Origin of the sequence: Leptothrix discophora, assembly GCF_030705305.1 — a bacterium.
Taxonomy (GTDB): domain Bacteria; phylum Pseudomonadota; class Gammaproteobacteria; order Burkholderiales; family Burkholderiaceae_C; genus Sphaerotilus; species Sphaerotilus discophorus.
Genome location: NZ_JAUZEE010000009.1, coordinates 21,854 through 48,638, shown reverse-complemented (window position 1 = coordinate 48,638; position 26,785 = coordinate 21,854). Strand labels below are relative to the sequence as shown.

Sequence of the window (26,785 nt, the reverse complement as noted above, 5' to 3'; positions counted from 1 at the left end):
GGCAGGCTGCGTGACAGGACCGTGGCGATCGCGTGTCGCTGCGATGACCCGTCGCAGCGGTGTGCGCAGGTCATCGTTCCGTCACGCGACCTTCAAGGACTTGTCACGGCTGCGGTCGAGCATCGGCCCATGACCGACCTGCATGTTCCCCGCAGCCTGCCCGCCGCGCACCGCTCGGCCGGACAGGCCAGTGCCGCCGTGCTCGCGACCGCGCTGCTGCTGCACCTGCTGGGCGGCGAGACCTCGCAGGCGCTGCACCTCGCGGTCTTCCGCGCCATCAATGCCACCGGGGCCTGGGCGCCCGAACTGTGGTCGGGCCTGAGCGTGCTGGGCCTGGGCCTGAGCGCGCTGATCGTGTTCGCGCTGGCCGCCCCGCCGGCATCGAACCGCGCCAGCCAGGCCGGCACCCGCCTGCTGGCCGCGCTGCTGGCCTGCTTCCCGATCGGCGGCGCGTTGACCCATGGCATCAAGAACCTGGTGCAGATGGCCCGTCCGGCCGCTGCGCTGGGCCTGGACCAGCTGGTGGTCGTCGGCACGCCGCTGCTGTCGAAGTCCATGCCCTCGGGCCATGCGGTCACCGCCTTCACCGTGGCCACGCTGATCAGCCTGGACCGGCGCCTGCCCCGGCCCTGGCGGCTGGCGGTCTGGACGCTGTGCGTGGCCGTCGCGATCTCGCGCATCGCGGTCGGTGCGCATTGGCCGGCCGATGTCTGCGCCGGTGGCGCGCTGGGCGTGCTGGTCGGCCATGCCGGCTGGTGGTGCGCCCAGCGCGGCCGCTGGGTGGCTCACCTCATGAGCCCGATCGGCAGCGCCGTGCTGGCGCTCGGCCTGCTGGCCTGCTCGGTCGTGATGTGGGGCCTGCCGACCGGCTACCCGCTGGCGCTGCCGGGCCAGCGCGTGCTCGGCGCGATCGGCGCCGGCGTGGCCCTGTGGCGGCTGGCCGGGTTGTGGCGCGTCCAGCGTGGCCGACGTGGCCGGGCGCAGCCGGAAGCGTCGTGAACCTCAGCCCTGCCCGACGCCGGCTGGTGGGCCTGTTGCTGGCCAGCGTCGCGGTGGTTGCCGGCTTTGCCTGGGCCTTGCACGGGTTGGACCTGGCGACGCTGGCCGAGCGGGTCCGCGCGCTGCCCACCGGGCTCTGGCTGCTGGCCGCGCTGACGGTGCTGGCCAGCCATGCCCTGCGGGCGACCCGCCTGCATGCGGAATGGCAGGTGCGCACCGGCGCGGACTGGGCTGCCTGCCTGCGCCTGTGCCTGCTGCACAACGCCGCCGTGCTGCTGCTGCCGCTGCGCAGCGGCGAGCTGGGCTACGGCCTGTGGCTGCAGCAGCGCTGGGGCGTGGGCTGGAAGGCCTCGTCGGCCAGCCTGCTGTGGATGCGGCTGCAGGACGTGATCGTGCTGCTGGCCCTGACCGGTGCCGCCTGGTTCGCGCCGTCGCCCTGGCTGGCGCTGGTCGCACCGGTCGGCCTGGCCGTGCTGCACGCGGCCTTCGCCTCGATCACCGGCCTGGGTCGGCAACACCGCATCGCCTGGCTCTGTGCGACCGCCAACTGGAGCCTGCGCCTGGCCGTGGTCGGCGCCTTGCTGGCCGAACTGACCGGCCTGACGCTGGCGGCCACGCTGCGTGGTGCGCTCGGCGGCGAATGGGCCGCCGTGCTGCCCCTGCAGGCACCCGGCGGCCTGGGCACCTACGAAGCCGGCGTCTGGGCCGGCCTGAACACGCTGGCGGCCGGTCGTGCCGTCGCCATCGACCAGGTCGTCGCCGCCGCGCTGATCGTCCACCTCTTCTGGCTCGCCGTCAGCCTGCTGGCCGCCTGGCCGGCCCTGCTGCTCGACGGCGACCGAGCCCCCTTGCCCGATCCGACACCATGACCGACCTGAGCCTGAACACACCCCTCGCGCGGCCCGACGACACGGCCCAGCCCGCGCCGCTCGACCACGACAGCCGCCCCGTGCCCGCGCACCGCCTGTCGGTGGTCGTGCCGATGTACAACGAGGTCGGCAACGCGGCCCGCCTGATCGACGCGGTGCAGTCGGCCCTGGCCGGCTACGCCCAGCCCTGGGAGCTGGTGGTCGTCGACGACGGCAGCCGCGACGGCACCGGTGCCGCGCTGCAGCGCCATGCGGCCACGGTCGGCCCGCACATCCGCGTCGTGCGGCTGGCCCGCAACTTCCGCCAGACCGCCGCGATGCAGGCCGGCATCGATGCCGCGCGCGGCGACGTCATCGTGACGATGGACGGCGACCTGCAGAACGACCCGCGCGACATCCCCGCGCTGGTCGCACGCCTGCTGCGCGAGGACCTCGACATCGTGGCCGGCTGGCGCGTTGACCGGCAGGACGGCTTCTGGCTGCGCAAGCTGCCCTCGAAGCTCGCCAACCGGCTGATCCGCCGCATCACCCAGCTGCCCTTCCACGACCTGGGCTGCAGCCTCAAGGCCTTCCGGACCAGCGTGCTGCGCGAGGTCAGGCTGTACGGCGAGATGCACCGCTACATCCCCGCCTGGCTGTCGACCGTGACCTCGCAGGACCGCATGGGCGAGCAGCCGGTGCGCCACCACGCGCGCACGGTCGGCACGTCCAAGTACGGCCTGTCGCGCACGCTGCGGGTGGTCGTCGACCTGCTGGCGGTCAGCTTCTTCCAGCGCTATGCCGCGCGGCCGGGCCACTTCTTCGGCGTGATCGGCCTGATCCTCAGCCTGGGCAGCCTGGCGGTGCTGGGCTACCTGGCCGTGCTCAAGCTGATGGGGCAGGACGTCGGCGCGCGCCCGCTGCTGGCGCTGGGCTTCTCCGGCCTGCTGGGTGGCCTGCAGTTCCTGACCACCGGCGTGCTGGCCGAACTGCTGATCCGCATCTACTACGGCGCGCGCCACGCCTCGCCCTACGTGCTGCGCGGCGAGCCGGCCGATGCGAACGGCACCGCCGGTGCAGCCCGCAGCGACGATGCGGCCGGCTGGTCCGGCCTGCCGGGATGAGCCGCGCGCACCGGCGCGTCTTCCTCGTCTGGGCGCTGGCCGCGCTGGCCCTGCAGCTGTTCGGGCTGGGCACGCTGCCGCTGTTCGACGTCGACGAGGGCGCCTTCTCCGAGGCCACGCGCGAGCTGCTGTCCAGCGGCGACTGGGGCCACACCACGCTCAACGGCGAGGACCGTTTCGACAAGCCCATCCTGGTCTACTGGCTGCAGGCCGCCAGCGCGGCGCTGTTCGGCCTCGACGAGTTCGCGGTGCGGCTGCCCTCGGCGCTGGCCGCGTGGCTGTGGGCGGTCTTCGTGGCGCACGTGGTGGCTCACCGCATGAGCCCGCCGGGCGGCACGCCGGACCTGCGCGCCGGCCTGGCCGCCGGCAGCGTGCTGCTGACCAGCCTGGGCGTGGCGCTGATCGGCCGGGCCGCGACCGCCGATGCCCTGCTCAACCTGTGGCTGGCGCTGGCCACGCTGTCGCTCTGGACGGCCTTGCGCGACCTCGCCCCCGGCCTGGACGACACCCGGCAGCGCAGCGGCCGGCGCGCACTGCGCCTGGCCGCGCTGTGGATCGCGCTGGGCCTGCTGACCAAGGGACCGGTGGCCGTGCTGGTGCCGGGCGCGGCGGTCGGGCTGTGGTGCCTGTCGGCCGGCTGGATGGACCGCCCCGACGATCGATCCACCGGGCACCGCGCCGGCATCGCTGCACGCGCCTGGCAACGCCTGCGCCCGCTGCTGTCGGACGCCTGGGCCTGGGCCGTGCTCGTCGGCGTGGCCGCGCCCTGGTATGCCTACGCGCTGCACCGCCACGGCATGGCCTTCGTCGACGGCTTCCTGTGGCGCCACAACCTGCAACGCTACGGCGGCACGCTCGAAGGCCACGGCGGCGCCTGGTTCTACTACCTGCTGCTGCTGCCGCTGCTGATGCTGCCGTGGTCGGCCCTGCTGGTGCCGGTGCTGGCGCGGTTGCGGACCCGCTGGCGCGACCCGGCCGAACGCTACCTGCTGCTGTGGGCCGGCTTCGTGCTGGTCTTCTTCAGTGCCTCGGGCACCAAGCTGCCGCACTACGTGCTCTACGGCCTGACGCCGCTGGCGATCCTGGCCGGGCGTGCGCTGACGGAGCCGGCCGTGCCGGCCGAGACACGTTCGCAGCGCATCGGGCAAGCCGGCCTCGCGCTCGGCTTCCTGCTGCTGCCGCTGGGGGTGCTGTGGGCCAGCGACCTGGCGCAAGGCCACATCGCCGCCTCGACCCGTCCGGCCGAGGCCCTGCATGCGCTGCTGCTGGCGGGCCCCGGCCTGCTGTCCGGCGAGGCCGGCCGCACGCTGGCCATCGGCGCGGCCGTGCTCGGCCTGCTGCTGGGCGGCGCGAGCTGGGCCGGCCGGCGCAGCCCGCTGCGGCCGGCCGCGCCGCTGCTGGCCGCCGCGCTGCTGGTGCTGGGCCTGACGCAGCTGCTGCTGCCCTGGTGGGCCGAGCGGCTGCAGGGGCCGGTCAAGACGCTGGCGGGCATCGCCCGCACCCAGCAGCCCGGCCGCGTCGCGGTGCAATGGGGCCTGCACCAGCCGAGCTTCGCCTTCTACCTGGGCCAGCCGGCACCGCGTCGCGCACCCGAGGCCGGCGAGCTGGCGCTGGTCCGGGCCGACCGGCTGGATGCCCTGCAGGCCGAGCCCGGCCTGCACGTGATCGCCCGCGCACCGGGCTACCTGCTGATCGGGCGGGACGCGCCATGAACCTCGCCGACATCGGGACCGCCGACCCGGCCCGCAACGGCCTGCGCCGGGACAGCGCCCGCAGCGCCGTCGCCGGCACGCTGGTCGTGGTCGTGCTGGCCTTTGCCGTGCTGCGGCTGCTGACGCTGCTGTGGGCGCTGGGCTCGCCCGGCGACGGCGGCCCCGGCCTGCACGTCGACGAGGCGCAGTACTGGCACTGGTCGACCGCGCTGGCCTGGGGCTACTACTCCAAGCCGCCGGTCATCGCCGCGCTGCTGGCCGGCGCGACCGCGCTGTTCGGCGACGGCGTGCTGGGCGTCAAGTCGGTCGGGCTGATCCTGTTCCCGCTGACCGCCCTCGTGCTGGGCCTGTTCGCGGCCCGCCTGGCGCGCGAGCACGGCGCCGACCCGCGCCGCGCCGCCGGCTGGACCGCCGCGCTGTTCCTGGCCAGCCCGCTGGCCGCCTTGCTGGGCCTGGCCACCACCACCGATGCGCCGCTGCTGCTGTGCTGGAGCCTGGCCAGCGCGCTGCTGTGGCATGTCCGGCAAGCCAACCTCGCGGGCCATGCCTCGCGCGCGGGCTGGCTGCTGCTGGGTCTGGTCTGCGGCATCGGGCTGCTGTCGAAGTACAGCGACGCCGCCTGGCTGGCCGGCGCGCTCGCCTGGCTCTGGCTGGACCGCCGTCAGGGCCTGCTGGCCGAAGTCCCGGCGCTGCGCCGCGATGCACGGCTGGGCCTGCTGTCGGCCGCCGGGGTCTGCCTGGCGATGCTGCTGCCGCACCTGGCCTGGAATGCCGCGATGGGCTGGCCGACGCTCCAGCACACCGCCGAGATCACCGCCGTGTCGCGCCCGGACGGCACGCCCTACGTGGCCGAGCTGCTGCGCAGCCTGTCGGTGCCGCTGGGCGTGCTGCTGATGGCCGGGCCGCTGCTGCTGGCGATCCTGCCGTCGAGCCTGCGGGTGCTGGCCCGCCAGGGCGGCGCCGGCGCCCGGCTGCTGCTGGCACTGCACCTGCCGCTGCTGCTGCTGGGCATGCTGCAGGCGCTGCGTGGCGAGCCGCAGGTCAACTGGGTCGCGCCGCTGGTGCCCGGCCTGGTGCTGGCGCTGGGACTGGCGCTCGCGCTGCGCCCGGTGACATCCGGCGGGAAGCGCCTGCTGGTCGGGCTGCTGGCGCTGCACACCGCCGCCGGTGCGGTGGTGCCGCTGGCTCAACCGCTGAGCCAGGTGTGGCATGACCGGGTCGACGCGGGCAGCACGCTGCCGCGCCGGCTCGACATCTGGGCCCGCATGCGCGGCTGGCCCGAAGCCCTGGCCGACCTGCATGGGCGCGCCGGACAGGCCCTGCGCGAGCATCCCGACGCGCCGATGCTGACCACCTCGCGCAGCGTCGTGGCCATCGCCGCGCACGGCTGGCGCGACCTGCCGGTGCGCTGGCGCGCCTGGTCGGCCGGCGGCCCGCCGCACAGCCACTACGAGCTGACGGCGGCCTGGCCGCGGGCCGGCGCACAGCGCATCGGCGATGTGGTGCTGATCCTGGCCGACCGGGACCTGCCGGCCGACCTGCTGGAGCGGCTCGACCCGCCCGAGCTGCTGGGCACGGCGCAGGCCCGCGCCGGCACGCACTCGGTCGTCACGCTGTGGCTGTGGCGGGCCCGCTTGCGCAGCCTGAGCATGGACGCGCCCGGCCCGGCCGAGCGCGCCGTTGCGATGAACCCCGGAGTCCCGTCGCCATGACCCATGTGCCGATCCACACCCCCAGCACTTCCCACAGCACTTCCCACAGCACATCCAGCCGCACCCGCCGCCGCCGCCGCGCCGCCTGGCCATGGCTGGCGCTGACGCTGCTCGCCATCGGCGTGTTCGCCGGCTGGCCCGGCATCGACCTGGCCGTCAGCCAGGCCGCGCGGCAGGCCGGTGGCGAGGGCGCGCCGGCCTATGCCTGGGGCCTGCATCCGCTGGTGCAGGCGGTCTACTGGACGGTGCCGTGGATCGGCCGCCTCGCGCTGCTGGCCGGCCTGGTGCTGATGGCCTGGCGCCGGCCGGTGTCGCCCGGCCTGCAGCGCTGGCGTGCCCGGGCACCGTGGATCGTCGCGATGCTGGTGCTGGGCGTCTGGCTGGTGGTCAACGCCGGCTTCAAGGAGCACTGGGGCCGGCCGCGTCCGGCCGCCGTCGAGACCCTGGGCGGCAGCCAGCCCTTCCGCTCGATCGCCCAGCCCAGCGCGCTGTGCGACAGCAACTGCTCCTTCCCCAGCGGCCATGCGGCGCAAGGCTATGCGGTGATGGTGATCGGCCTGCTGGCGGCACCGGGACGGCGTCGCCGATGGGCCCGCATCGGCCTGCTGGCCGGCCTGCTGGTCGGTGCCGGCCGGGTGCTGCAGGGCGGCCATTTCCTCAGCGACATCCTGTTCGCCGGGCTGATGGTCTGGGGCGTGGCGCTGCTGCTGCGCGCGGTGGCGGTGCGCGGCCGGGCGCGGCGCATGCAGCGCGGGCTGCAGCGCGGGATGCCGCACCCGGGCGCCGGCGCGGACCCGGCTGCGGTCATCAGCCGGTCACGGCCGCTGTCGAACATCCGCTGAACCTGCGACGTCCGGCCTGCGGGTCGAGGCGTCGACACGGACCTGTGACCTGCCCACCCGAGGAGCTGCTGCCGTGGCCGAACCCATCATCGACGTGCAGTCGCTGCACAAGTCCTTCAACGGCCATGCGGCCCTGAGCGACGTGTCCTTCCAGGTCCGGGCCGGCGAGATGGTGGCGCTGCTGGGCGCGTCGGGCTCGGGCAAGTCGACGCTGCTGCGCCTGCTCAACGGCCTGCACCGCGCCGATGCCGGCACGCCCAGCGTCGTGCGCCTGCTCGGCCAGCCGGTGCAGCAGGGCGGCCGGCTGTCGCCGCAGGTGCGGGCGCTGCGCTCGCGCACCGCGACCATCTTCCAGCAGTTCAACCTGGTGGACCGGCTCTCGGTCATGAACAACGTGCTGGTCGGCTCGCTGCACCGCCTGCCGCTGTGGCGCACGCTGCTCGGGCGCTTCCCGGCCAGCGAGCGCGAACGCGCCGCCGCCGCGCTGCACCGCGTCGGCATCGCGCCCTGCGCCTGGCAGCGGGCCTCGACGCTGTCGGGCGGCCAGCAGCAGCGCGCGGCGATCTCGCGCGCGCTGGTGCAGGGTGCCGAGGTGATCCTGGCCGACGAGCCGATCGCCTCGCTCGACCCCGATGCCTCGCGCCGCGTGATGGCCCTGCTGGCCGAGCTGAACCGCGAGCTGGGCGTGACGGTGCTGGTGTCGCTGCACCAGGTCGAGCATGCCTTCGCCAGCTGCCCGCGGACCATCGCGCTGCGCCACGGCCGCATCGTGTACGACGGCCCGACCCGTGAACTCGACGCCAACCGCCTGGCCGAGCTGTACGGCAGCCAGGTCGACGAGCTGTTCGACCCGGCTGGCCACCGGCCCGTCGCCGCACCGCAGGCCCTGCCGGCGTCGGAGGCGCTGCGGCGCCCAAACGCCCTCGACACCACCCTCGACACCGCCCTGGCGGCCTGAACACCCCCAGGCCGCGCCTCGAATGCCCCCCCGCTCCACCCTCCCGAAGGACACGACATGAACCGCCGCAACACCCTGGCCCAGATCCTCGCCGTCACGGCCGCCGCCCTGGCCCTGCCCATCGCCGCACAGGCCCAGCAGGCCCGTGAACTGAACTTCGGGATCATCTCGACCGAGTCGTCCGCCAACCTCAAGAGCACCTGGCTGCCGGTGCTGGAAGACCTCGAGAAGGCGACCGGCCTGAAGGTCAAGGCCTACTTCGCGCCCGACTACGCCGGCGTGATCGAGGCGATGCGCTTCAACAAGGTCCAGGTCGGCTGGTTCGGCAACAAGTCGGCCATGGAAGCGGTCGATCGGGCCCAGGGCGAGGTCTTCGCGCGCATGGTCCAGCCCGACGGCGGCACCGGCTACTGGAGCCAGATGATCGTCCACAAGGACAGCCCGCTGAACAACCTCCAGGACGTGCTGAAGGCGCGCCAGACGCTGAACTTCGGCCTCGGCGACCCGAACTCCACCAGCGGCTCGCTGGTGCCGGGCTACTACGCCTTCCAGCTCAACGGGGTCGATCCGACGCGCGACTTCAAGCGCACCGTGCGGGCCAACCACGAGACCAACATCCTGACGGTGGTCAACCGGCAGCTGGACGCCGCCGTGGTCGCCAGCGACGCGATGGAACGCATGAAGCTCAAGATGCCCGAGAAGCACGCCGACCTGCGCGTGGTCTGGACCTCGCCGCTGATCCCCAGCGATCCGCTGGTCATGCGCGGCGACGTCGATCCGGCCGTCAAGAAGCAGCTGCGCGACTTCTTCGTCGGCTACGGCAAGGATGCGCGCGAGAAGGCCATCCTGGCGCAGCTGACCGTCAGCGGCTTCCAGGCCTCGGACAACAGCCAGCTGCTGCCGATCCGCCAGCTCGAACTGGTCCGCGAGCGCAACAAGGTCGAGGCCGACACCGCCCTGGCCGCCGACGAGAAGGCGAAGAAGCTCAAGGACATCGATGCCCGCCTGGCCGAGCTGGGCCGCCAGACGGCCAGCGCGCGCTGATCGCCAGCACGCGCTGACCGCCAACACCCGCTGACCGACCACTCGGCCGCCGACCGGAACCCGCCGCGATGAATGCCGCCCTGAACGCGCCACAGGCCCGCCTCCTGCCACCGCCACCGGCGGCCTCCTGGTCGAGCCGGCTGGTCTGGCTGTTCATCGCGCTGGTGCTGGCCGGCAGCTGGCAGGGCGCCGACATGCGGCCGATGGACCTGTGGCGCGACGCCGGCAACATGGCCGAGTTCGCGCGTGGCTTCGTCCCGCCGGACTTCGGCGACTGGCGGCACGACCTGCAGGAGCTGGTGGTGACGCTGCAGATCGCCGTCTGGGGCACCGTGCTGGCGATCGCCTGCTCGGCCCCGCTGGCCCTGCTGGCCGCCGGCAACCTGACGCCCTGGTGGGTCCACCAGCCGGTGCGACGGCTGCTCGATGCCTGCCGCGCGATCAACGAGATGGTGTTCGCGCTGCTGTTCGTGGTCGCCGTCGGCCTGGGCCCCTTCGCCGGCGTGCTGGCGCTGTGGGTCCACACCACCGGCACGCTGGCCAAGCTGTATTCCGAGGCGGTCGAGGCGATCGATCCGCAGCCGGTCGAAGGCATCCGCGCGACCGGCGCGCACCGGCTGGAGGAAATCCTCTACGGCGTCATCCCGCAGGTGCTGCCGCTGTGGATCTCCTACACGCTCTACCGCTTCGAGGCCAACGTGCGCTCGGCCTCGGTGGTCGGCATGGTCGGCGCCGGTGGCATCGGCCTGGTGCTGTGGGACGTGATCCGCGGCTTCCAGTACGCCCAGACCAGCGCCGTGCTGCTGATGCTGGTCGCCTCGGTGGCGCTGATCGACCTGGCCTCTGCCTGGCTGCGCCGCCGGCTGGTCTGAGCCTCGGCCCCGCCCCGCCCAACGATGACCGAAGGAGCTCGCCATGCATGATCGTCACGACACCCCGCCCGCCGAGAGCGCCGCCCGCGCGGCCTCGGAAGTCCACCAGTCGCTGATGCACTGGATCGACCTCGACGGCGTCGAGCCGGCCGGCGCGGCCGCGCTGGAGCACCTGGCGTTGCAGTTCATGCTGCACGGCCACCAGCCCTACGAGGGCCGCCGCCGCGAGGACGTCAACGCGCTGGAACACGCGCTGCAATGCGCCCACCTGGCCGAGCTGGCCGGTGCGGCCCCGGCACTGGTGGCGGCCGCGCTGCTGCACGACATCGGCCACTTCGAGATCGCGCTGGACGACCAGGTCGATGACCGCCACGAGGACCTGGCCGCCGACTGGCTCGCGCCGGTGTTCGGCGCGGCGGTGGCCGATCCGGTGCGCCTGCACGTGGCCGCCAAGCGCTACCTGGTCGCCGTCGACGACCACTACGCCGAGCGCCTGAGCCCGGCATCGGTGCATTCGCTCGCCTTGCAGGGCGGCGCCTTCGACCGCGACGAGATCGCGCACTTCGAGTCGCTGCCTGGCGCACAGGACGCGGTGCAGCTGCGCCGCTGGGACGAGGCCGCCAAGATGACCGGCCGCCTGACGCCACCGCTGGCCCACTACCTCGGCGTGCTGGCCGACCTGCTGCGCCAGCAGGCGCCGCGGCTGTCGCTGGCCTGAGGCAGGGCCGACGGAAGACAACGGGACGAGAAGAGGCCGCCGCTCAGATCACGCGGCGGCCGTCGCGCCAGACCTCGCGCACGGCCGGCAGGCCGTGGACCTCGCGGACCCGCACGACATCGGCGCGCAGGCCCGGTGCCAGCGCACCCCGGTCCTCCAGCCCGCAGGCCAGCGCGGGCGCACGCGTGACGGTGCGCACCGCCTTCGGCATCGTCAGCCCGCCTTCGTGGTGCAGCCGCCAGGCGGCCTGCAGCAGGCTGGTCGGCACATAGTCCGACGACAGCGCATCCAGCACGCCCGCGCGCGCCAGGTCCAGGGCGGCGACGTTGCCCGAATGCGAGCCGCCGCGCACGACGTTGGGCGCGCCAGCCACGGTCGACAGGCCCAGCGCATGCGCCAGCCGGGCGGCTTCCAGCGTGGTCGGGAACTCGCTCATGCGCGCGCCGATCGCGCGGGCCTGCTCGACGTGGCTGGCGGTCGTGTCGTCATGGGTCGCCAGCGCGACGCCGCTCGCGCGGGCATGGGCCGAGAACCAGGTGCGGTTCGGCTCGGCATGCTCGCGCTGGCGCTGCGGGGCGCGTTCGACCTCGGCGTCGAATCGCTCGTCGCTCCAGCCCTTCTTGCCGGTGTAGTAGGTCCGCGCGTGGCGGATGTCGGTCCACTGGCGCTGGCCGGGCGTGTGGTCCATCAGCGAGATCAGGCGCAACCGGCGGTGGCCGGCGAAGGGCTCGAACAGCTCGCGCGCGTTCGGTGCCGGCAGCTCGCAGCGCACGTGGACGTGGTGGTCACAGCGCAGCGTGCCGGCCGATTCGAGCAGGTCCAGCACCGCCAGCAGCTCGCTCTGGTCGCGCGCGCGGAAGCCGTCGCCATAGGGGTCGCCCACGCCGATCGCGTCCAGCACGGTGGTGATGCCGGCGGCGGCGATCTCCGCATCGTGGGCCTGCACCGCGCCGATCATCGGGAACATGACCTGGGGGCGCGGCATGACGTGGCGTTCGAGGTTGTCGGTGTGGACCTCGACCAGGCCGGGCAGCAGCCAGTCGCCGTCCAGGTCGATCGCGCCGGCCACGCGGCTCGCGCCACGCCCGATCGCGACGATGCAGCTGCCGCGCATCACGACATGGCCGTCGTCGATGACCTCGTCGGGCAGCACCAGGCGGGCCCGCTCCAGGACCCGTTCGACCGTTCGTTCCGGCACGCAGCCAGCCAGGGGATCGTGTGTCACCAGGCCTCCATCGCCAGCGCGCGGTTCTCGGCCAGGTTGATGCAGCGGCTGGCCACCGCATCGCGCACCTCGGCGTCGTGGAAGATGCCCAGCACCGCGCTGCCGCGCTGGCGGGCTTCGAGGATCAGCTCGACCAGCACGCGCCGGTTGAGCGCATCGAGCGAGGCGGACGGCTCGTCGAGCAGCAGCAGCGTGGCCGGCACGACCAGCGCGCGGGCGATGTTGACGCGCTGCTGCTCGCCGCCGGAGAAGGTCGCCGGCGGCAGGTCCCACAGGCCGGACGGCAGGTTCAGGCGCGCCAGCAGCGTGCGCGCGGCCTCGCGGGCCGATGCCAGCAGCTCGGGCAGGGCCTGCTCGTCGATCGGCTCGGCGCGGCGCGCGGCCTCGGCATCGAGCACGCGCTCGGCCACCACGTCGAGCGCGCTGACGCGCGGCACCGCGCGCAGGAACTGGCTGACGTAGGCGATCTCGCGCTGGCGCAGGGCGATCAGCTCGCGCGCATCGGCCTGCAGCAGGTCCACGCGGCGACCGTCGGCAGTGCGCAGCAGGGCCCGGCCGGTGTCGGCCGCGTAGTTGCCGTGCAGGCACTTCATCACCGTCGACTTGCCCTGGCCGGAAGGCCCGACCAGCGCAACACATTCGCCCGCCGCGAGCCGCAGGTTGACGCCCTGCAGCACCGGCAGGCGCAAGCCGCCGCGCAGGTGCAGGGTGAAGGTCTTGCCGAGGTCGCGCACATCGAGCACCTCCGGCGCCAGGGCGGCGGCGGTCGTGCCCGCGAAGAAGGAAGGGTTGGCGTTCATGGCGTCACCACCGAGGAGACCAGCAGCTGCGTGTAGGGATGGCGCGGGTCGTCCAGCACCCGGTCGGTCAGGCCCTGCTCGACGATGCGGCCGTGCTGCATCACGACGGTGCGGTGCGCCAGCAGCCGGGCCACGCCCAGGTCGTGCGTGACCACCAGCGCCGACAGGTGCAGGCGACTGACCAGCAGGCGCAGCAGGTCGAGCAGGCGGGCCTGCACCGACACGTCCAGGCCGGTGGTCGGCTCGTCCATCAGGACCAGGCGCGGGTGCGTGACCAGGTTGCGCGCGATCTGCAGGCGCTGGCGCATGCCGCCGGAGAAGGCACCCGGCAGGTCGTCGATGCGGCCGTCGTCCAGCTCGACCCGGCGCATCCAGTCGCCGGCCTGCGCGCGCAGCTGGCCGTGGTGGCGCCGGCCCAGCGCCATCAGGCGCTCGCCGATGTTGGCCCCGGCGCTGACGCGCATGCGCAGGCCCTCGTGGGCATGCTGCACAACGTGGCCCCATTCGGTGCGCGCCAGCTCGCGGCGCTGGCGCTCCGGCATCGCATGCACGTCGACCCATTGCGAGGCGCGCGTGCGGTAGCGCACCTCGCCCTGCTGCGGCACCAGCCGACCGGCGATGCAGTCCAGCAGCGTGCTCTTGCCGGAGCCGGACTCGCCGACGATGGCGACCACCTCGCCGGGATGCAGCGTCAGGTCGACCTCGCGCACCGCCGCCTCGGCCGCGCCGGGGAAGCGATGGCCGAGGCCCTGCACGCGCAACAAGGGCTCGTCGCGGTCGTCGTTCATCGCGGCGCCTGCGCGTCGGCCTGCCGCTCGCGGCAGAAGTCGGTGTCCGAGCAGGTCCACAGCCGCTCGCCGTCGTCGCGCAGGCTCTCGTCCAGCCAGGTGTCGGTGCTGCCGCACAGCGCGCAGGCATGACCTTGCGGGCGAGCCTCGAAGGGATGGTCCTCGAAGTCCAGGCTGCGCACGTCGGTCCACGGTGGCACGGCGTAGAGGCGCTTCTCGCGGCCGGCGCCGAAGACCTGCAAGGCGGCCATGCGGTGCATCTTCGGGTTGTCGAAGCTGGGGATCGGCGAGGGCGACATGACGTGCCGGCCGTTGACGAGGACCGGGTGGTCGTAGGCCGCGTCGATGCGGCCCCAGCGCGACACGTCCTCGTAGAGCTTGACCTGCATCAGGCCGTATTCGGCATGGCCGTGCAGCGCCATGGCCTCGCTGCGGCGCGGCTCCAGCTTGAACAGCGGCTCGGGCTGCGGCACCTGGTAGCACAGGATCTGGTGCTCGCCGAGGCGGGCCTCGGGGATCCGGTGTCGGGTCTGGATCAGCGTGGCCTCGCGGGTCCGCTCGGTCGTCGCCACGCCGGTGACCTGGCGGAAGAAGCGCCGGATGTTGACCGCGTTGGTGGTGTCGTCGCTGCCCTGGTCGATGACCTTGAGCGTGTCCTCGCGGCCGATCAGCGCGGCCGTCAGCTGGATGCCGCCGGTGCCCCAGCCGTAGGCCAGCGGCATCTCGCGCGATCCGAACGGCACCTGGCAGCCCGGCACCGCGACGGCCTTGAGCAGGGCGCGCCGGATCATGCGCTTGGTGCGCTCGTCGAGGTAGGCGTAGTTGTAGCCGGCGCGCATCGGCACGGCCGCGTCGCCGGTGGCGGTCACGTGCGGGCCTGCGGCCGGGGGCGCGGCGCGGTCGGCCGGCAGGTCATGCAGGTTCATCGCGGAACTCCTCGCGCAGCGCGCGCACCAGTTGCAGTTCGCTCTCGAAGGTCACGTGGTGCGGCAGCTTGAGGTGCTGCACGAAGCCGGAGGCCTCGACGTTGTCGCCGTGGGCGAGCACGAACTCGGCGTCCTGCGCGGCCGCGCCGGCCTGCGGCAGTTCGCCGAACTCGGCACCGCGCAGCGCACGGTCGACCAGCGACATCGCCATGGCCTTGCGCTCGCCGTGGCCCAGCACCAGCCCGTAGCCGCGCGTGAACTGCGGCGGCGCGCTGGCGCTGCCGGCGAACTGGTTGAGCATCTGGCATTCGGTCAGCTCGACCGCGCCGATCTCGATCGGGAAGCCCAGCTCGTCGGGCACCAGCTCGACCGGCACCCGGCCGACCCGGATCTCGCCGGCGAAGGGATGGCTGTTGGCATAGCCGCGCTGGGTCGAATAGGCCATGCCCAGCAGCCAGCCCTCGTCGGCCCGCGCCAGCATCTGCAGCCGTGCCGGACGGCCCAGCGGATGGATCGGCGGCTCGCGCGTGATGTCCGGCGGAAGCGGGTCGCCGGGCGAGGGCTGCACCGGCTCGATCACGCCCTCGGCGGCCAGCGGATCGAGCGCACAGGGCTCGCGGCCCGCGCCGACCGGCTCGGCCAGCTCACCCGACGGTGCGGCCACGGGCTCAACATGTGAGCCTACATCGAGCAGGCCGAAGTCGATCAGGCGCTGGGTGTAGTCGACCGTCGGGCCGAGCAGCTGGCCGCCGGGCAGGTCCTTGAAGATCGCCGAGACGCGCCGGCGCGTGGCCATGCGGGTCATGGCCAGCGGCTCGCTGCTGCCCAGGCGCGGCAAGGTGGTGCGGTAGGCGCGCAGCAGGAAGACCGCCTCGACCGCGTCGCCACGGGCCTGCTTGAGCGCCAGCGCGGCCAGCTCGGGGTCGTGCAGCGAGCCTTCGGCCATGACGCGGTCGACCAGCAGGCCGAGCTGCTCGCGGATCTGCCGGACCTCGATCTCGCGCACGGCAGGATCGCCGCGCCGGGCGGCGGCGAGCAGGCGTTCGGCGGCGGCGATGGCGGCCGCACCACCCTTGACGGCGACGTACATGCTCAGTCCTCCAGGCAGGTCAGGCGGGTCGAGCGCGGCAGGCCGACGACCCGGCTGCCGCAGCACAGCAGCAGGTCGACGCCGCGCGGGTAGTCGGGCTGCGCGGCGATGCGCGCCAGCCAGGTCTCGCGCGGGATGCCGGCCACGCGCAGCTCGTGCGCGGTCTCGATGCCCGGGCCTTCGAGCCGCAGGCGCACGTCGTCGCGCAGCGGATCGACCCCGTCGGCGGCATCGGCTGCATCGTCACGGTCGGAGGCGTCCGCCGCGAGGCCCTTGAGCAGGTCGACCTCGACCAGCAGGGTGGCCGAGCCCTGCGGCGCGGTGTCGCTGCCCGTGCGCAGGCGCGACCACAGCGCGGGCGTCAGCGCCGCGCCGCGCAGGCCGACGAACTCGGCATCCTCGACCCGCTCGACCCAGCGCACGCCGGCATGGAAGCGCGCCCAGGCATGCAGCTGCGGCAGGCGCGGTCCGGGCGACCACCACAGCGTGGTCTCGCTGTCGCACAGCGTCAGCAGCAGCGCGGCACAGGCGCTGCCCAGCGGCAACGACGGCCGGCTCGGATGCACGAAGAGACCGGCCGGCAGCCGGGCGACGCGGCCCGGGCGGGCCATGGCGTCGAGCACGCGGCGGTAGACCGCCTGGGTGCCGTGTACCGGGTCGATCAAGCCGGCGGCCAGGCTGGCCGTCGACGCGGCGGGGTCGCCGAGGGTGGCGTGGATCATGGTTTCCTGCGCGGGGCCCGCAGCGGCCGGTCGCGTCGTCAAGCGGCCTCGCCCTGCACGGTGTGGAAATGCACGCGGGTCGTGGCGACCTGCGCCGCCTCGGCCGCGCGGGCGGCGGCCACGGCGCGGGCCAGCGGCTCCAGCACCGAGGTGCGCACGTCCGCGGCATGACCGGGGTGCTGCAGCAGCGCGTCGAGCGCGGCGGTCCAGCGCGCACGCTCCGGATCACGGCCGATCACGTAGCCGATGCCGACCAGGCCGTCGTCCTCGGGCGTGCACAGCCGCAGCGCGCAGCGGGTCACCGGGGCTTCGCCGACGTGGAAGCGGTCACCGTCGCGCGAGATGCGTGCGCGCAGCATCACCAGGCCCATCTCGGCCGGGCGCAGGTCCTCGAAGGTCTGCGTGGCCAGCCACGGCGCGGCCTTCTCGGCCAGCAGCGCACGCGGGCTGGCGGCCAGCAGCGCCAGCCAGTCCTGGCGGTCGGCGACGCTCTCGGCATCCAGGTCGTCGGGGGCGGTCATGGCGCTTTCATCGGTGGTTTCGACAATCCGCAGCAGTGTGGGCAGCGGCCATGACACTTTGTTGAAGTGAGTCGACGCTGACCCCGAGCCAACGATCCGACTGAACGGCGGCCCGCCACCGTCCGATGCCACCCTCCACCGCCGCCGCACCTTCCCCCTTCCCCCTTCCCTTGCGCCGCGCATGCACCGCTACGCCGTCTACTACGCCCCACCCGAAGACCATCCGCTGTGGGAGGCCGGCTGCAGCTGGCTGGGCCGCGACCCGCGCGCCGGACAGCCGCTGCAACAGCCACCGTCCTGGGCCCGCTCGGCCTGGCGCTACGGCTGGCACGCGACGCTGCGTCCGCCCATGCGGCTGGCCGCCAGCGTCAAGGCCGACACCTTGCTGCAGCGCCTGGAGGCCCTGGCCGCGCGCCACGCGCCCTTCGACCTGCCACGGCTGGCGGTTGCCCGCATGGCCGACTTCCTGGCCCTGCGGCCCTCGCCCGATGGACCGGCCGAGGCGATGGGCGCGCTGCAGTCGCTGGCCGACGATGCCCTGACCAGCCTGGACGACCTGCGCGCCGAAGCCGACCCGGTCGAGCTGGCGCGACGCGGTGCCGATGCCCGGCTGGACGCGGAGCAGCGCGCGCTGCTGCACCGCTGGGGCTACCCGCACGTGCTGCACCGCTGGCGTTTTCACCTGACCCTGACCGACGGCCTCGAACCCGCCGAACGCACGGTCCGCCAGGCCAAGGCGGTGGCCCATTTCGCCGGGGCGCTGACGCATCCGGCGCCGGTGCGAGACCTGTGCCTCTACATCGAGCCTGCGGCCGGCGCACCGCTGCAGCTGATCGAGCGGCTGGCCCTGTCGAACGGTCACGAGACTGTCGCATCACGGTCATAAACTGACAGGATGCCCCAGAAGAACCCGATGCCGTCCCCTGTCAAGGACCACGCCAAGGATCAGGCCAAGGACACCGCCGCCGCCGAAGCGCCGGCGCGACACCGCCTGCTGAACCGCGAACGCTCCATCCTCGCCTTCAACCGCCGCGTGCTGGCCCAGGCCGCACGCGAGGACGTGCCGCTGCTGGAGCGCCTGCGCTACATCTGCATCGTCTCGTCCAACATGGACGAGTTCTTCGAGGTCCGCTTCGCCGATGCGCTGGAGGCCGCCTCCGAGCCGGGCAGCGGCACCACCCACAGCGAGCTGGCCAAGGCCGCGGAGGAGGCTCACACGCTGGTCGACGAGCAGTACGCGCTGTTCAACGACGTGCTGATGCCGGCGCTGGCGCGCGAGGGCATCGTGCTGATCAACCACGCCGAGCGCAACGAGGCGCAGCGTGCCTGGGTGGCGCAGTACTTCCACCGCGAGGTGCAGCCGCTGCTGGTGCCGCTGGGCCTGGACCCGTCACACCCCTTCCCGCAGGTGGCCAACAAGTCGCTGAACTTCATCGTCCAGCTCGGCGGGCTCGATGCCTACGGGCGCGAGAACGGCATCGCCATCGTCAAGGTGCCGCGCGTGCTGCCGCGCATCATCCGCATGCCCGACCGCATCAGCGAGGGCAAGCAGGCCTTCGTGCAGCTGACCAGCGTGATCCGCGCCCACCTGGCCGAGCTGTTCCCGAGCCGCACGGTCGAGTCGTTCTCGCAGTTCCGCGTCACGCGCGACTCGGACCTCGACGTCGACGAGGACGAGGTCAAGAACCTGCGCACCGCCTTGCGCAGCGAGCTGAGCGCACGCCATTTCGGCGAGGCGATCCGGCTGGAGGTGGTGCAGAGCTGCCCGGCCGCGCTGAGCGACTTCCTGCTGACCCAGTTCGACCTGCCCGAGGCGGCGCTCTACCGCGTCAACGGCCCCGTCAACCTGGTGCGCCTGAACTCGCTGATCGACCAGGCCCGCGCATCGAGCCACCGCTTCAAGCCGCACGAGCCGTCCTGGCCGGCGACGCTGCCGCGCAACCGCCCGATCATGGCCAGCGTGGCCGAGCGCGACGTGCTGCTGCACCATCCCTTCGAGTCCTTCGAGCCGGTGGTGCAGTTCCTGCGCGAGGCGGTCGAGGACCCGAACGTGCTCGCCATCAAGCAGACGATCTACCGCACCGGCAGCGAGTCCGTGCTGATGGAGCTGCTGCTGGAGGCGGCCCGGCGCGGCAAGGAGGTGCTGGCCGTGGTCGAGCTGAAGGCCCGCTTCGACGAGGAAGCCAACATCAACTGGGCCGAGCGCCTGGAAGCCGTCGGCGCCCAGGTGGTCTACGGCATCGTCGGCCTGAAGACCCATGCCAAGCTGCTGCTGGTGACGCGCAAGCAGGGCCCGCGCATGGTCCGCTACGCCCACCTGTCGACCGGCAACTACAACCCGAAGACGGCCCGGCTCTACACCGACCTGGGCTGCCTGACCGCCGACCCGGAGATGACCACCGACGTCGAGGCGGTGTTCCAGCACCTGGCCAGCCTGAACCCGATGGCGCCGACCCGGCGCCTGCTGGTCGCGCCGGAGTCGCTGCAGGCGCAGATGGTGGCGCTGCTCGACAAGGTCGGCGAGGCCGCCAGGAAAGGCAAGGACGCCCGCGTCGTCGCCAAGTTCAATGCCCTGACGGATCCGGTGCTGATCGAGGCGCTGGTGCGCGCCAGCCAGTGCGGCGCGCAGATCGACCTGATCGTGCGCGGCGCCTGCATGCTGGCACCGGGCGTGCCGGGCCTGACCGAGACCGTGCGGGTGCGCTCGCTGGTCGGCCGCTTCCTGGAGCACAGCCGGGTGTTCTATTTCCGCTGGGGCGACGGCCTCACGCAGGAAGCGCTCTACCTGGGCAGCGCCGACTGGATGAGCCGCAACATGGAACGCCGCATCGAGGTCGCCTGGCCGGTGCGCGATCCCGCCCTGCGCCAGCGCGTCATCGACGAGACGCTGGTGCCCTACCTGCACGACGACGTCGATGCCTGGACGCTGGCCTCGGACGGCAGCTATGCCCGCGTCGCCGATGGCAAGGGCCAGCAGAGCGCCCAGCGGGCGCTGGTGCAGCGCCACCGCTGAAGGCCGGCCGCGCGGCCACGGATCGGGCGGCTCAGGCCGCCAGGTCCATCTGGCCGAGCGAGCCCCATTGCGATTCGGTCGGTTCGTCGGAGGCCGGTCGCACCACCTCGATCCAGCCGGCCTGCAGCAGCTCCTGCAAGGCCTGCGGCACCAGCGGCTCTTCTTCACGGGTGACGATCTCGCGCAGCGGCGTGTAGCCGTTCAGGCGCAGCATCAGGTGCTGGGCCAGCGAGGTCGGCCGTTCGAGGCGCAGCACCTGCGCCCGGCCCGCCAGCGTGCGGGCATAGACCCCGTCGAGATCCAAGGACTGAAGCATCGCTATTCCTTCAATGGGGAGGTGGATCGGTCAGACAAACCCAAGCCGCGAAATCTAAGGGCTGTGCGCCGCTTTGTCGAGATCGCCAACGGCCTGTCACATGACCATCGCAGACTGGTCATCCGCCGACGAGGATCCGGACGAGCGCCCGGACGACGGCAGGCCCCGAGGAAGCCGCGATGACGAGCAAGAGCCCCAAGACCCTGGACAAGGCCATCGGCGCCGCCGCCCGGGGCGCGATGAACGTGATGCGGGCCCTGACGCCCGGCGAGCTGGCGTCCCTGCCCGGCAAGGGCCTGGACAAGCTGCGCGCCGCCAAGGCCGCCCGCCGGCGTGGCCATGCGCCCGACTGGCAGGTGCGCTGCGCAAGCGCCGAGGACCTGCCCCGTCTGCGTCGCCTGCAGGCCGTGGCGCTGGGCCGCGAGCCGGCCAGCGAGGCCGAGGCCGAACAGCTCTGGTCGACGCTGGTCGGCGCCGGCGGCCAGATCTGGCTGCTGGAGTCCGGCCTGGAGCTGGCCGGTGCCGCGACCCTCTACCTGCTGCCGGGCATGAGCCACGGCGGTCAGCCCTTGGCGCTGCTGCAGGACCTGCTGGTCGACCCGGCCTCGCGCGATCGCGGCGTCGCCCGCCTGCTGATCACCGAACTGAGCCTGCGCGCCCAGGCCGCCGGGGCACGCCGGCTGGCGCTGTCGGTCGAGCCGGGCGCGCGCGGCGGTCGCGACTACATCGAGAAGCTCACGCCGGTGCGCGGCGCCAAGGCCCCGCTGCAGCATGCCGGCGGGCCGGACCAGGCGGCGGAGCCGGCCTGATCTGGCGGCCTGATCGGTCGGCCGGGAGGCCGACCCCCAGCCCGCAACCTCAGGCCACCAGCACCAGGTCGATGTCGCCGATGCGGGCCCAGACCTGCTGCTCCTCACGCAGCAGGTGCATGCAGCGCGGCTGCTCCTTGGCCCAGGCCGGATCGAGCGTCAGCGTCGCGACGCCCTCCTTCAGCTCGATCTGGGGCACCTCGGCCAGCAGCTCGCTGCGGGCATGGAAGAACAGCACCGCCAGGCGCAGCGCCAGCACCTGGGCGGCGCGGTGCGGGTCGGCCAGCAGCACCTCGATCTTGCGCAGCCCGCCACGCTGGCCGAGCACCAGGTCGGCCAGCCGGCGCTGCTGGCTCTGCGAGAAGCCCGGCGCGTCGATGTGGGCCAGCAGGTAGGCGCTGTGGCGGTGGTGGTCGTGGTGCGACACGCTCATGCCGATCTCGTGCAGCGCCGCCGCCCAGGCCAGCTCCTGGCGGGCCTCGTGCGGCGGGTTCGGGACCATGCGGTCGTACAGGGCCAGCGTCAGTTCGCGCACGTGCTGGGCCTGTCCGAGGTCGACCTCGAAGCGGCGCTGCAGGTCGCGCACGGTCTCGTCGCGCCAGGTCGCGCGGTCATGGGCGCGGGAGGCGGCGATGCGTTCGGACAGGTCGAAGATGACACCCTGGCGCAGCGCCGCGCGGGTCGGCCGGATCTCGTCGATGCCGAACTGGTTGAGCAGCGCCGAGAGGATCGCCACGCCGCCGGGCAGCACCGCGCGGCGTTCCTCGCGCAGGCCGTCGAGCTTGAGCGCATGGACCGTGCCGGCGCGGATGCATTCGCGCATGCACCAGCGCAGGCCGGCCTCGTTGATCGTGCCGTCGCTCAGGCCGTTGGCCTCCAGCAGCTCGGCGGCCGCACCGGCCGTGCCGGACGAGCCGAGCACTTCCTTCCAGCGATGCCGGCCGAAGGCCTGGGTGACCTCCTCGAAGGCGGCGCCGGCGGCGATCTGGGCCTCGCGGAAGGCCTGCTCGGTGCAGCGGCCTTCGGGGAAATAGCGCTCCGACAGGCTGACGCTGCCGATCTGGAAGGACTCGGCCAGCCGGGCGGCTTCGCCCTCGCCGACGATCAGCTCGGTCGAGCGCCCGCCGATGTCGATCACCAGCCGGGCATGTGCGGCCGGCTCCAGACGCGACACGCCGGTGTAGATCAGCCGGGCCTCCTCGCGGCCGGAAATGACCTCGATCGGGTAGCCCAGCACCTGCTCGGCCTGGAACAGGAACTCGTCGCGGTTGCTGGCCTCTCGCAGGGTCTGTGTGGCGACCGCGCGCAGCTGCGTCGAGGGCAGGCCGCCCAGGCGCTGGCGGAAGCGCGCCAGGCAGGCCAGCGCGCGTTCGACCGCGACCCGCGACAGCCGGCCGTCCGGCCCGAGGCCGCCGCCCAGCCGCACGGTCTCCTTGAGGTAGGCGATGCGGCGGTACTGGCCTTCGCGGATCTGCGCGAGCTCGAGCCGGAAGCTGTTGGAGCCCATGTCCACCGCCGCCAGCACGCCGCGCCATTGCTGGCCGTGGGCGGTGCTGGCCGGCGCGTCGACCGGGCGTTCGTCCTGGATCACCTCAGGCATGGATCACCTCGGCGCACGACGGGCGGAGGGCATGGGTCACACGGACCGCGATGGCGTTCGGACGCTTCATGGAATACGATGCATACAGTTTCTGAATGGCCCGGCGGACCCCCACGATCGGATCGTCTCACGACTCGTTGGCGACATGCCAAACCGTGTTGCAACGCGCCGTCTCGGCGGCCCCCGGAACGGCCCTGCTGCAGGGCTCACTCAGGCGTTGCGGCCAACGGCCGAGCTTAGCGAGCAGCGATGACAACTTCGTGGCATCAAGCCTGGAAACGCTGGACCCAGCCCGGCGGCTGGAGCCGACCGGCGCTGCTGCCCGACGGCGGCGGCCAGCCTCCGGAACCGGTTGAATGGCGCGAGCTGCAGGCCCTCATCGAGCTGGGCGGGCCGACGCTGCAGCAGCACCACCTCGGCAACGTCGACTTCACCGATCCGCTGGCGCCGGCGGCCGGTCCGCGCCGCGTGCCGCTGCTGGCCTTCAGCCTGGGCAGTCGGAAGCCCGATGCCCCGCTGGTGGCCTTCTTCGGCGGCGTGCACGGGCTTGAGCGCATCGGCGTGCAGGTCGTGCTGGCGCACCTGCGCAGCCTGCTGATGCGGCTGCGCTGGGACGAGACGCTGCAGCACCAGCTCGCCGGCATGCGGCTGGTCTTCATGCCCATCGTCAACCCCGGCGGCCTGTGGCTGGGCAGCCGCAGCAACCCGCAAGGCATCGACCTGATGCGCAGCGCGCCGGTCGAGGCGGTCGACCCGGTCGCGCCGCTGGTCGGCGGCCACCGGCTCGGCCAGCTGCTGCCCTGGTACCGCGGCCCGGCCGATGCGGCCATGCCGGTGGAGAGCGCCGCGCTGTGCGGGCTGGTCGAGCGCGAATCGGCCGGCCGGCCCTTCGTGCTGACGCTGGACTGCCACTCCGGCTTCGGCCTGGCCGACCGGCTGTGGTTTCCCTGGGCCGGCAGCCGCAAGCCCTATCCACACCTGGCCGAGCTGCAGGCCTTCGGCGACATCCTCGACCAGAGCCTGCTGCACCACCGCTACCAGCTCGAACCGCAAAGTCGCCAGTACCTGACCCACGGCGACCTGTGGGACCACCTGGCGCAGCGCATCGCCCAGCCGGCCGGCCGCGTCTTCCTGCCGCTGACGCTGGAGATGGGCTCGTGGCTGTGGGTGCGCAAGAACCCGCGCCAGCTGCTGCACCGCGACGGCCTGTTCAACCCGGTGCTGGACCACCGCCGCGAACGCGTGCTGCGCCGCCACCTGGCTGGGCTGGACTTCATCACCCGCGCGGCCGCCAGCTGGCAACGCTGGCTGCCGGCGGACGCCGGGGCACGCGAGGCGCTGCAGCAGCGTGCGCTGGCGCGCTGGTACGGGACGGGTGGATGAGGGCTGTCGAAGGGACGAAGGGGACGATGGCGACGCGGGGAGCGGACGGCGCCGCGCCGATCCCGGTCTGGCTGCTGGTGCGCGGGCTGAGCCGTTCGACCGCCCACTGGGGCGAACTGCCGCAGGCCCTGCAGGCGGCGCTGCGGCGCCAGGGTCAGCCCGAGGCGCGGGTGCTGGGCCTGGACCTGCCGGGCAATGGCCGGCTCTGGCGAGAACGCAGCCCGGCCACGATCGGCGCGATGACCGAGTCGCTGCGGACCCAATGGCAGGACCAGCAACGGGCGCTGCGCGCGACGCTGGCCGATCGCCCGCTGGCGCTGCACCTGCTGACGCTGTCGATGGGCGGAATGGTCGGACTGGACTGGGCCCGTCGCCACCCAGGCGAACTGTCTCGCCTGGTGCTGGTCAACAGCAGCCTGAGCGGCCTGGCGCCGCTGCACTGGCGCATGCGGCCGTCGGCCTGGCCGACCCTGTTGCGGCTGCTGGCGCTGCCGGTCGGCGACAGGGCCTGCGAACGGGCCCTGCACGCGCTGACCAGCCGCGAGCCCGCGTCGCGCCGCGAGGCCACGGTCGCGGCCTGGACCGCGCTGCGTCAGGCCGAGCGGGTGAGCCGGCCCAACGTGCTGCGCCAGCTGGTCGCGGCGGCGCGCTACCGCGTCGACGGCCCCAAGGCGCTGGCTGGGCTGGGCTTGCCGGTGCAGGTGATCTGCAGCGCCGGCGACGCGCTGGTCGACCCGCGCTGTTCGCAGCGCCTGGCCGCCGCGCTGGGCACAAGGCCCGTCTGCCACCCGCAGGCCGGCCATGACCTGGCGCTGGACGCGCCGGACTGGCTGATCGAACAGGTCACGGCCCTGGCGGACTGACGCAGCGGGGGCCGTGGCCCCGGTCAGGCCATGCAGGCCGCCCTGGCCATCGAGCGCGTTCAGGCGGCCGGGCTGGCGGCCTCGGCTGCTGCGGCCTTGACCGGCTTGATCGCCTTCTCGACCTTCTCCGGCTTGGCCACCTTGACGGGCTTCTCGGCCTTGACGGCCTTGGCGGTGCGCGTCGGCACGGCCTTCTTCTCGGCCCGGATCACGGCCTGCGGCTCGACGGCCGGCTGGGACTTGCTGGCCTGGGGCTTCTTCGCGGCCTGGGGCTTGGCGGCCTTGACAGGCTTGGCCACCTTCGCCGGCTTGGCCGGGGCCGCCTTGGCAGCCTGGACCGGCTTGGCGACCGGGGCTTCCTTGGCCTGCGCGGCCTTCACGGGCTTCACGGGCTTGGCCTTGACCGGCTTGGCCGCCTTCGGTGCCTTGGCGGCCTGGGGCGTTGCAGCGGCCGCCTCAGCCACCGCATCGGCAGGCTCCGAAGCGAGCTTGTTGCCCTTCGGACGACCGGTCTTCAGCGGCGGCACCGCCTGCACCGCGGCCAGCAGCGCCGCATCGGCCAGGCCGGCCAGCGCGGCCACGCCGGCACGCAGCAGCTCGCTCTTCTTGACGGGATGGCCCAGCGCCAGCGCGCGACGCTTGAGCGCGTCGAGCTGGGCGTATTCCAGCTCGGGCATGGTGTAGCTGTCGCGCACCAGGGCGACCTTGGCGGGGGAGGTTTCGTGGCTGTTCAAGGGATGCTCCTGAAAACGGTATAAACAGTATATGCCGTTTGATGGAGCAACCCTCGCACTCAGCTGTCGTCGCCGTGGCGGCGGATCAGCGTGATGAGGGCCGCCACCGCCGTCAGGCCCAGGATCAGGCTGACCACGATCCAGAAGCCGTGGCCGTTCTCGGCCAGCGGGATGCCGCCGACGTTCATGCCCAGCAGGCCCGCGATGATGTTGATGGGCAGCGCCAGCACGGTCACGATGGTCAGCACGAACAGGCTGCGGCTGGTCTCCTCGTTGATGCGCGCGGCAACCTCTTCCTGCAGCAGCTTGACGCGTTCCTGCAGCGCGGCCATGTCGTGCAGCACGACCGAGAACTCCTCGGTCGCGTCGCGCAGGTCCTGCGTGTCGCGTTCGTCCATCCAGGTCGGCGGGTGCTGCAGCAGCCGGAACAGCGCCGCCGGCTCGGGCAGCAGCAGGCGCTGCAGACGCACCAGCAGCCGGCGCATGGCACCCAGCCGGGCGCGCTTGTGATCGAGCCGGCCGGCCAGGAAGCGGTCCTCGATGTCGTCGACCCGGGTGGTGATCTGGCGCACCAGGTCGACCAGCATGTCGGCCTGGTGACGCAGCAGCTGGGCCAGCAGGTCGGCACTGGAGCGCGAGGGCTCGCCACTGCGCACGGCGCGGCGCAGCTGGTCGATCGAGCGCAGCGGCTTGCGCCGGCCGGTCACGATCAGGCGCCGATCCAGGCAGATCAGCAGCGTGGCGGTGTCGGAGGCCTCGAAGGCGAAGTCGAACTGCAGGTCGTTGACGACGGCCAGCAGCACGTCGTCGACGCGTTCCAGGCGGGTCGAGTTCAGGCCGCCACGCAGGCTCTCGAAGAAGGCATCGGGCAGTCCGGCATGGGCTTCGAGCCAGCGCACCGAGCTGTTGTGGGCCAGGTTGAAGTGCAGCCACAGCAGGCCGGGTGACGGCGAGTCCTCGTCCAGCGCATCGGCCGCGGCCAGCCAGGCCGCGGCGGCATCGGCCTCGATGGGCGTGCCGACGCTGCCGTTGGACTCGTCATCGGCCGGGTCCACGGGCGAAAAGTGGTAGCCACAGATCAGGCCGACGTCTTCTGGAACTGGGGTCATGGCAGGAGGTCGACAAGCAGGACCGCGATTGTCGCGGCTGGCCGCCGGCCGAGCACC

General features: G+C 73.0%; 26 protein-coding genes. 15 read left to right on the top strand and 11 right to left on the bottom strand.

Annotated features, from left to right (window positions below; all coding sequences use genetic code 11):
- Nucleotides 1-129 precede the first annotated feature (129 nt).
- The 10 genes from Q8X39_RS15815 (at nucleotide 130) to Q8X39_RS15770 (ending at nucleotide 10,829) form a co-directional block, all read left to right on the top strand.
- Complete coding sequence (locus Q8X39_RS15815; protein WP_305750645.1) at nucleotides 130-999, top strand: phosphatase PAP2 family protein; 870 nt, start codon at nucleotides 130-132, stop codon at nucleotides 997-999.
- Complete coding sequence (locus Q8X39_RS15810; protein ID WP_305750644.1) at nucleotides 996-1,868, top strand: lysylphosphatidylglycerol synthase domain-containing protein; 873 nt, start codon at nucleotides 996-998, stop codon at nucleotides 1,866-1,868. The genes Q8X39_RS15815 and Q8X39_RS15810 overlap by 4 nt, the downstream gene beginning before the upstream one ends.
- Nucleotides 1,865-2,971 carry a glycosyltransferase family 2 protein gene (locus tag Q8X39_RS15805; RefSeq protein ID WP_305750643.1) on the top strand — a complete coding sequence of 369 codons (1,107 nt, stop codon included), beginning with the start codon at nucleotides 1,865-1,867 and terminating at the stop codon, nucleotides 2,969-2,971. Before Q8X39_RS15810 ends, Q8X39_RS15805 begins: the two co-directional genes overlap by 4 nt.
- Nucleotides 2,968-4,683 (top strand): ArnT family glycosyltransferase, encoded by a 1,716-nt coding sequence (locus Q8X39_RS15800; protein WP_305750642.1) that lies wholly within the window; start codon nucleotides 2,968-2,970, stop codon nucleotides 4,681-4,683. The genes Q8X39_RS15805 and Q8X39_RS15800 overlap by 4 nt, the downstream gene beginning before the upstream one ends.
- Complete coding sequence (locus tag Q8X39_RS15795) at nucleotides 4,680-6,395, top strand: ArnT family glycosyltransferase (protein ID WP_305750641.1); 1,716 nt, start codon at nucleotides 4,680-4,682, stop codon at nucleotides 6,393-6,395. The genes Q8X39_RS15800 and Q8X39_RS15795 overlap by 4 nt, the downstream gene beginning before the upstream one ends.
- Nucleotides 6,392-7,237 (top strand): phosphatase PAP2 family protein, encoded by an 846-nt coding sequence (locus Q8X39_RS15790; protein ID WP_305750640.1) that lies wholly within the window; start codon nucleotides 6,392-6,394, stop codon nucleotides 7,235-7,237. Before Q8X39_RS15795 ends, Q8X39_RS15790 begins: the two co-directional genes overlap by 4 nt.
- 73 nt (nucleotides 7,238-7,310) lie before the next feature.
- The gene (gene phnC / locus Q8X39_RS15785; RefSeq protein ID WP_305750639.1) at nucleotides 7,311-8,195 is read left to right on the top strand and encodes a phosphonate ABC transporter ATP-binding protein; all 885 of its coding nucleotides are present in this window, start codon (nucleotides 7,311-7,313) and stop codon (nucleotides 8,193-8,195) included.
- 57 nt (nucleotides 8,196-8,252) lie between these two features.
- Entirely contained in the window at nucleotides 8,253-9,239 is a 987-nt protein-coding gene (phnD, locus tag Q8X39_RS15780) for a phosphonate ABC transporter substrate-binding protein (protein WP_305750638.1), read from the top strand.
- A gap of 68 nt (nucleotides 9,240-9,307) precedes the next feature.
- A complete protein-coding gene (phnE, locus tag Q8X39_RS15775) occupies nucleotides 9,308-10,111 on the top strand; it encodes a phosphonate ABC transporter, permease protein PhnE (RefSeq protein WP_305750637.1) in 804 nt (267 codons plus the stop codon).
- A gap of 43 nt (nucleotides 10,112-10,154) precedes the next feature.
- Nucleotides 10,155-10,829 carry an HD domain-containing protein gene (locus Q8X39_RS15770; protein WP_305750636.1) on the top strand — a complete coding sequence of 225 codons (675 nt, stop codon included), beginning with the start codon at nucleotides 10,155-10,157 and terminating at the stop codon, nucleotides 10,827-10,829.
- A gap of 43 nt (nucleotides 10,830-10,872) precedes the next feature.
- Here the strand turns inward: Q8X39_RS15770 and Q8X39_RS15765 are convergent, their stop codons facing one another.
- From Q8X39_RS15765 to phnG, 7 genes are all read right to left on the bottom strand, one after another.
- Complete coding sequence (locus Q8X39_RS15765; RefSeq protein ID WP_305750635.1) at nucleotides 10,873-12,054, bottom strand: alpha-D-ribose 1-methylphosphonate 5-triphosphate diphosphatase; 1,182 nt, start codon at nucleotides 12,052-12,054, stop codon at nucleotides 10,873-10,875.
- Entirely contained in the window at nucleotides 12,051-12,854 is an 804-nt protein-coding gene (gene phnL / locus Q8X39_RS15760) for a phosphonate C-P lyase system protein PhnL (RefSeq protein WP_305750634.1), read from the bottom strand. The genes Q8X39_RS15765 and phnL overlap by 4 nt, the downstream gene beginning before the upstream one ends.
- Nucleotides 12,851-13,642 carry a phosphonate C-P lyase system protein PhnK gene (phnK, locus tag Q8X39_RS15755; RefSeq protein WP_305750633.1) on the bottom strand — a complete coding sequence of 264 codons (792 nt, stop codon included), beginning with the start codon at nucleotides 13,640-13,642 and terminating at the stop codon, nucleotides 12,851-12,853. The genes phnL and phnK overlap by 4 nt, the downstream gene beginning before the upstream one ends.
- The gene (locus tag Q8X39_RS15750) at nucleotides 13,639-14,481 is read right to left on the bottom strand and encodes an alpha-D-ribose 1-methylphosphonate 5-phosphate C-P-lyase PhnJ (protein ID WP_305750748.1); all 843 of its coding nucleotides are present in this window, start codon (nucleotides 14,479-14,481) and stop codon (nucleotides 13,639-13,641) included. Before Q8X39_RS15750 ends, phnK begins: the two co-directional genes overlap by 4 nt.
- Before the next feature lie 73 nt (nucleotides 14,482-14,554).
- Complete coding sequence (locus Q8X39_RS15745) at nucleotides 14,555-15,658, bottom strand: carbon-phosphorus lyase complex subunit (protein ID WP_305750632.1); 1,104 nt, start codon at nucleotides 15,656-15,658, stop codon at nucleotides 14,555-14,557.
- Nucleotides 15,659-15,660: 2 nt separating this feature from the next.
- Nucleotides 15,661-16,380 (bottom strand): phosphonate C-P lyase system protein PhnH, encoded by a 720-nt coding sequence (gene phnH, locus Q8X39_RS15740; RefSeq protein WP_305750631.1) that lies wholly within the window; start codon nucleotides 16,378-16,380, stop codon nucleotides 15,661-15,663.
- 38 nt (nucleotides 16,381-16,418) lie between these two features.
- On the bottom strand, nucleotides 16,419-16,901 hold the full coding sequence (gene phnG, locus Q8X39_RS15735) for a phosphonate C-P lyase system protein PhnG (RefSeq protein WP_305750630.1): 483 nt from the start codon (nucleotides 16,899-16,901) through the stop codon (nucleotides 16,419-16,421).
- 181 nt (nucleotides 16,902-17,082) lie between these two features.
- On the opposite strand from phnG, the gene Q8X39_RS15730 reads away from it, so the two are divergent.
- Nucleotides 17,083-17,787, top strand: a complete 705-nt coding sequence (locus tag Q8X39_RS15730) for a DUF1045 domain-containing protein (protein WP_305750629.1) — start codon at nucleotides 17,083-17,085, stop codon at nucleotides 17,785-17,787.
- Between the two features lie 27 nt (nucleotides 17,788-17,814).
- Nucleotides 17,815-19,914 carry a polyphosphate kinase 1 gene (gene ppk1, locus Q8X39_RS15725; protein ID WP_305750628.1) on the top strand — a complete coding sequence of 700 codons (2,100 nt, stop codon included), beginning with the start codon at nucleotides 17,815-17,817 and terminating at the stop codon, nucleotides 19,912-19,914.
- A gap of 31 nt (nucleotides 19,915-19,945) precedes the next feature.
- On the opposite strand, the gene Q8X39_RS15720 is transcribed toward ppk1, so the two are convergent.
- The gene (locus tag Q8X39_RS15720; protein WP_305750627.1) at nucleotides 19,946-20,230 is read right to left on the bottom strand and encodes a hypothetical protein; all 285 of its coding nucleotides are present in this window, start codon (nucleotides 20,228-20,230) and stop codon (nucleotides 19,946-19,948) included.
- 179 nt (nucleotides 20,231-20,409) lie between these two features.
- Here Q8X39_RS15720 and Q8X39_RS15715 point away from each other — a divergent pair, with 179 nt between their 5' ends.
- Complete coding sequence (locus Q8X39_RS15715) at nucleotides 20,410-21,039, top strand: GNAT family N-acetyltransferase (protein WP_305750626.1); 630 nt, start codon at nucleotides 20,410-20,412, stop codon at nucleotides 21,037-21,039.
- 49 nt (nucleotides 21,040-21,088) lie between these two features.
- On the opposite strand, the gene Q8X39_RS15710 is transcribed toward Q8X39_RS15715, so the two are convergent.
- Complete coding sequence (locus Q8X39_RS15710) at nucleotides 21,089-22,639, bottom strand: Ppx/GppA phosphatase family protein (protein ID WP_305750625.1); 1,551 nt, start codon at nucleotides 22,637-22,639, stop codon at nucleotides 21,089-21,091.
- A 249-nt stretch (nucleotides 22,640-22,888) separates the two neighbouring features.
- On the opposite strand from Q8X39_RS15710, the gene Q8X39_RS15705 reads away from it, so the two are divergent.
- Together Q8X39_RS15705 and Q8X39_RS15700 are read left to right on the top strand one after the other, a co-directional pair.
- The gene (locus Q8X39_RS15705; RefSeq protein ID WP_305750624.1) at nucleotides 22,889-24,022 is read left to right on the top strand and encodes a M14 family zinc carboxypeptidase; all 1,134 of its coding nucleotides are present in this window, start codon (nucleotides 22,889-22,891) and stop codon (nucleotides 24,020-24,022) included.
- Between the two features lie 26 nt (nucleotides 24,023-24,048).
- Complete coding sequence (locus Q8X39_RS15700; protein WP_305750623.1) at nucleotides 24,049-24,885, top strand: alpha/beta fold hydrolase; 837 nt, start codon at nucleotides 24,049-24,051, stop codon at nucleotides 24,883-24,885.
- 59 nt (nucleotides 24,886-24,944) lie between these two features.
- On the opposite strand, the gene Q8X39_RS20540 is transcribed toward Q8X39_RS15700, so the two are convergent.
- Nucleotides 24,945-25,619 carry a hypothetical protein gene (locus Q8X39_RS20540; protein WP_369538117.1) on the bottom strand — a complete coding sequence of 225 codons (675 nt, stop codon included), beginning with the start codon at nucleotides 25,617-25,619 and terminating at the stop codon, nucleotides 24,945-24,947.
- A 59-nt stretch (nucleotides 25,620-25,678) separates the two neighbouring features.
- Complete coding sequence (locus tag Q8X39_RS15690) at nucleotides 25,679-26,728, bottom strand: transporter (protein WP_305750622.1); 1,050 nt, start codon at nucleotides 26,726-26,728, stop codon at nucleotides 25,679-25,681.
- Nucleotides 26,729-26,785: the final 57 nt, after the last annotated feature.

Bases quoted from the DNA above. Each gene is read 5' to 3' on its own strand.
- Q8X39_RS15815 (WP_305750645.1), top strand. From the start codon at position 130: ATGACCGACCTGCATGTTCCCCGCAGCCTGCCCGCCGCGCACCGCTCG.
- Q8X39_RS15805 (WP_305750643.1), top strand. From the start codon at position 1,865: ATGACCGACCTGAGCCTGAACACACCCCTCGCGCGGCCCGACGACACG.
- Q8X39_RS15800 (WP_305750642.1), top strand. From the start codon at position 2,968: ATGAGCCGCGCGCACCGGCGCGTCTTCCTCGTCTGGGCGCTGGCCGCG.
- Q8X39_RS15795 (WP_305750641.1), top strand. From the start codon at position 4,680: ATGAACCTCGCCGACATCGGGACCGCCGACCCGGCCCGCAACGGCCTG.
- Q8X39_RS15790 (WP_305750640.1), top strand. From the start codon at position 6,392: ATGACCCATGTGCCGATCCACACCCCCAGCACTTCCCACAGCACTTCC.
- phnD (WP_305750638.1), top strand. From the start codon at position 8,253: ATGAACCGCCGCAACACCCTGGCCCAGATCCTCGCCGTCACGGCCGCC.
- phnE (WP_305750637.1), top strand. From the start codon at position 9,308: ATGAATGCCGCCCTGAACGCGCCACAGGCCCGCCTCCTGCCACCGCCA.
- Q8X39_RS15770 (WP_305750636.1), top strand. From the start codon at position 10,155: ATGCATGATCGTCACGACACCCCGCCCGCCGAGAGCGCCGCCCGCGCG.
- phnL (WP_305750634.1), bottom strand. From the start codon at position 12,854: ATGAACGCCAACCCTTCCTTCTTCGCGGGCACGACCGCCGCCGCCCTG.
- phnK (WP_305750633.1), bottom strand. From the start codon at position 13,642: ATGAACGACGACCGCGACGAGCCCTTGTTGCGCGTGCAGGGCCTCGGC.
- Q8X39_RS15750 (WP_305750748.1), bottom strand. From the start codon at position 14,481: ATGCGCGCCGGCTACAACTACGCCTACCTCGACGAGCGCACCAAGCGC.
- Q8X39_RS15745 (WP_305750632.1), bottom strand. From the start codon at position 15,658: ATGTACGTCGCCGTCAAGGGTGGTGCGGCCGCCATCGCCGCCGCCGAA.
- phnH (WP_305750631.1), bottom strand. From the start codon at position 16,380: ATGATCCACGCCACCCTCGGCGACCCCGCCGCGTCGACGGCCAGCCTG.
- phnG (WP_305750630.1), bottom strand. From the start codon at position 16,901: ATGACCGCCCCCGACGACCTGGATGCCGAGAGCGTCGCCGACCGCCAG.
- Q8X39_RS15730 (WP_305750629.1), top strand. From the start codon at position 17,083: ATGCACCGCTACGCCGTCTACTACGCCCCACCCGAAGACCATCCGCTG.
- ppk1 (WP_305750628.1), top strand. From the start codon at position 17,815: ATGCCGTCCCCTGTCAAGGACCACGCCAAGGATCAGGCCAAGGACACC.
- Q8X39_RS15720 (WP_305750627.1), bottom strand. From the start codon at position 20,230: ATGCTTCAGTCCTTGGATCTCGACGGGGTCTATGCCCGCACGCTGGCG.
- Q8X39_RS15715 (WP_305750626.1), top strand. From the start codon at position 20,410: ATGACGAGCAAGAGCCCCAAGACCCTGGACAAGGCCATCGGCGCCGCC.
- Q8X39_RS15710 (WP_305750625.1), bottom strand. From the start codon at position 22,639: ATGCCTGAGGTGATCCAGGACGAACGCCCGGTCGACGCGCCGGCCAGC.
- Q8X39_RS15705 (WP_305750624.1), top strand. From the start codon at position 22,889: ATGACAACTTCGTGGCATCAAGCCTGGAAACGCTGGACCCAGCCCGGC.
- Q8X39_RS15700 (WP_305750623.1), top strand. From the start codon at position 24,049: ATGGCGACGCGGGGAGCGGACGGCGCCGCGCCGATCCCGGTCTGGCTG.
- Q8X39_RS15690 (WP_305750622.1), bottom strand. From the start codon at position 26,728: ATGACCCCAGTTCCAGAAGACGTCGGCCTGATCTGTGGCTACCACTTT.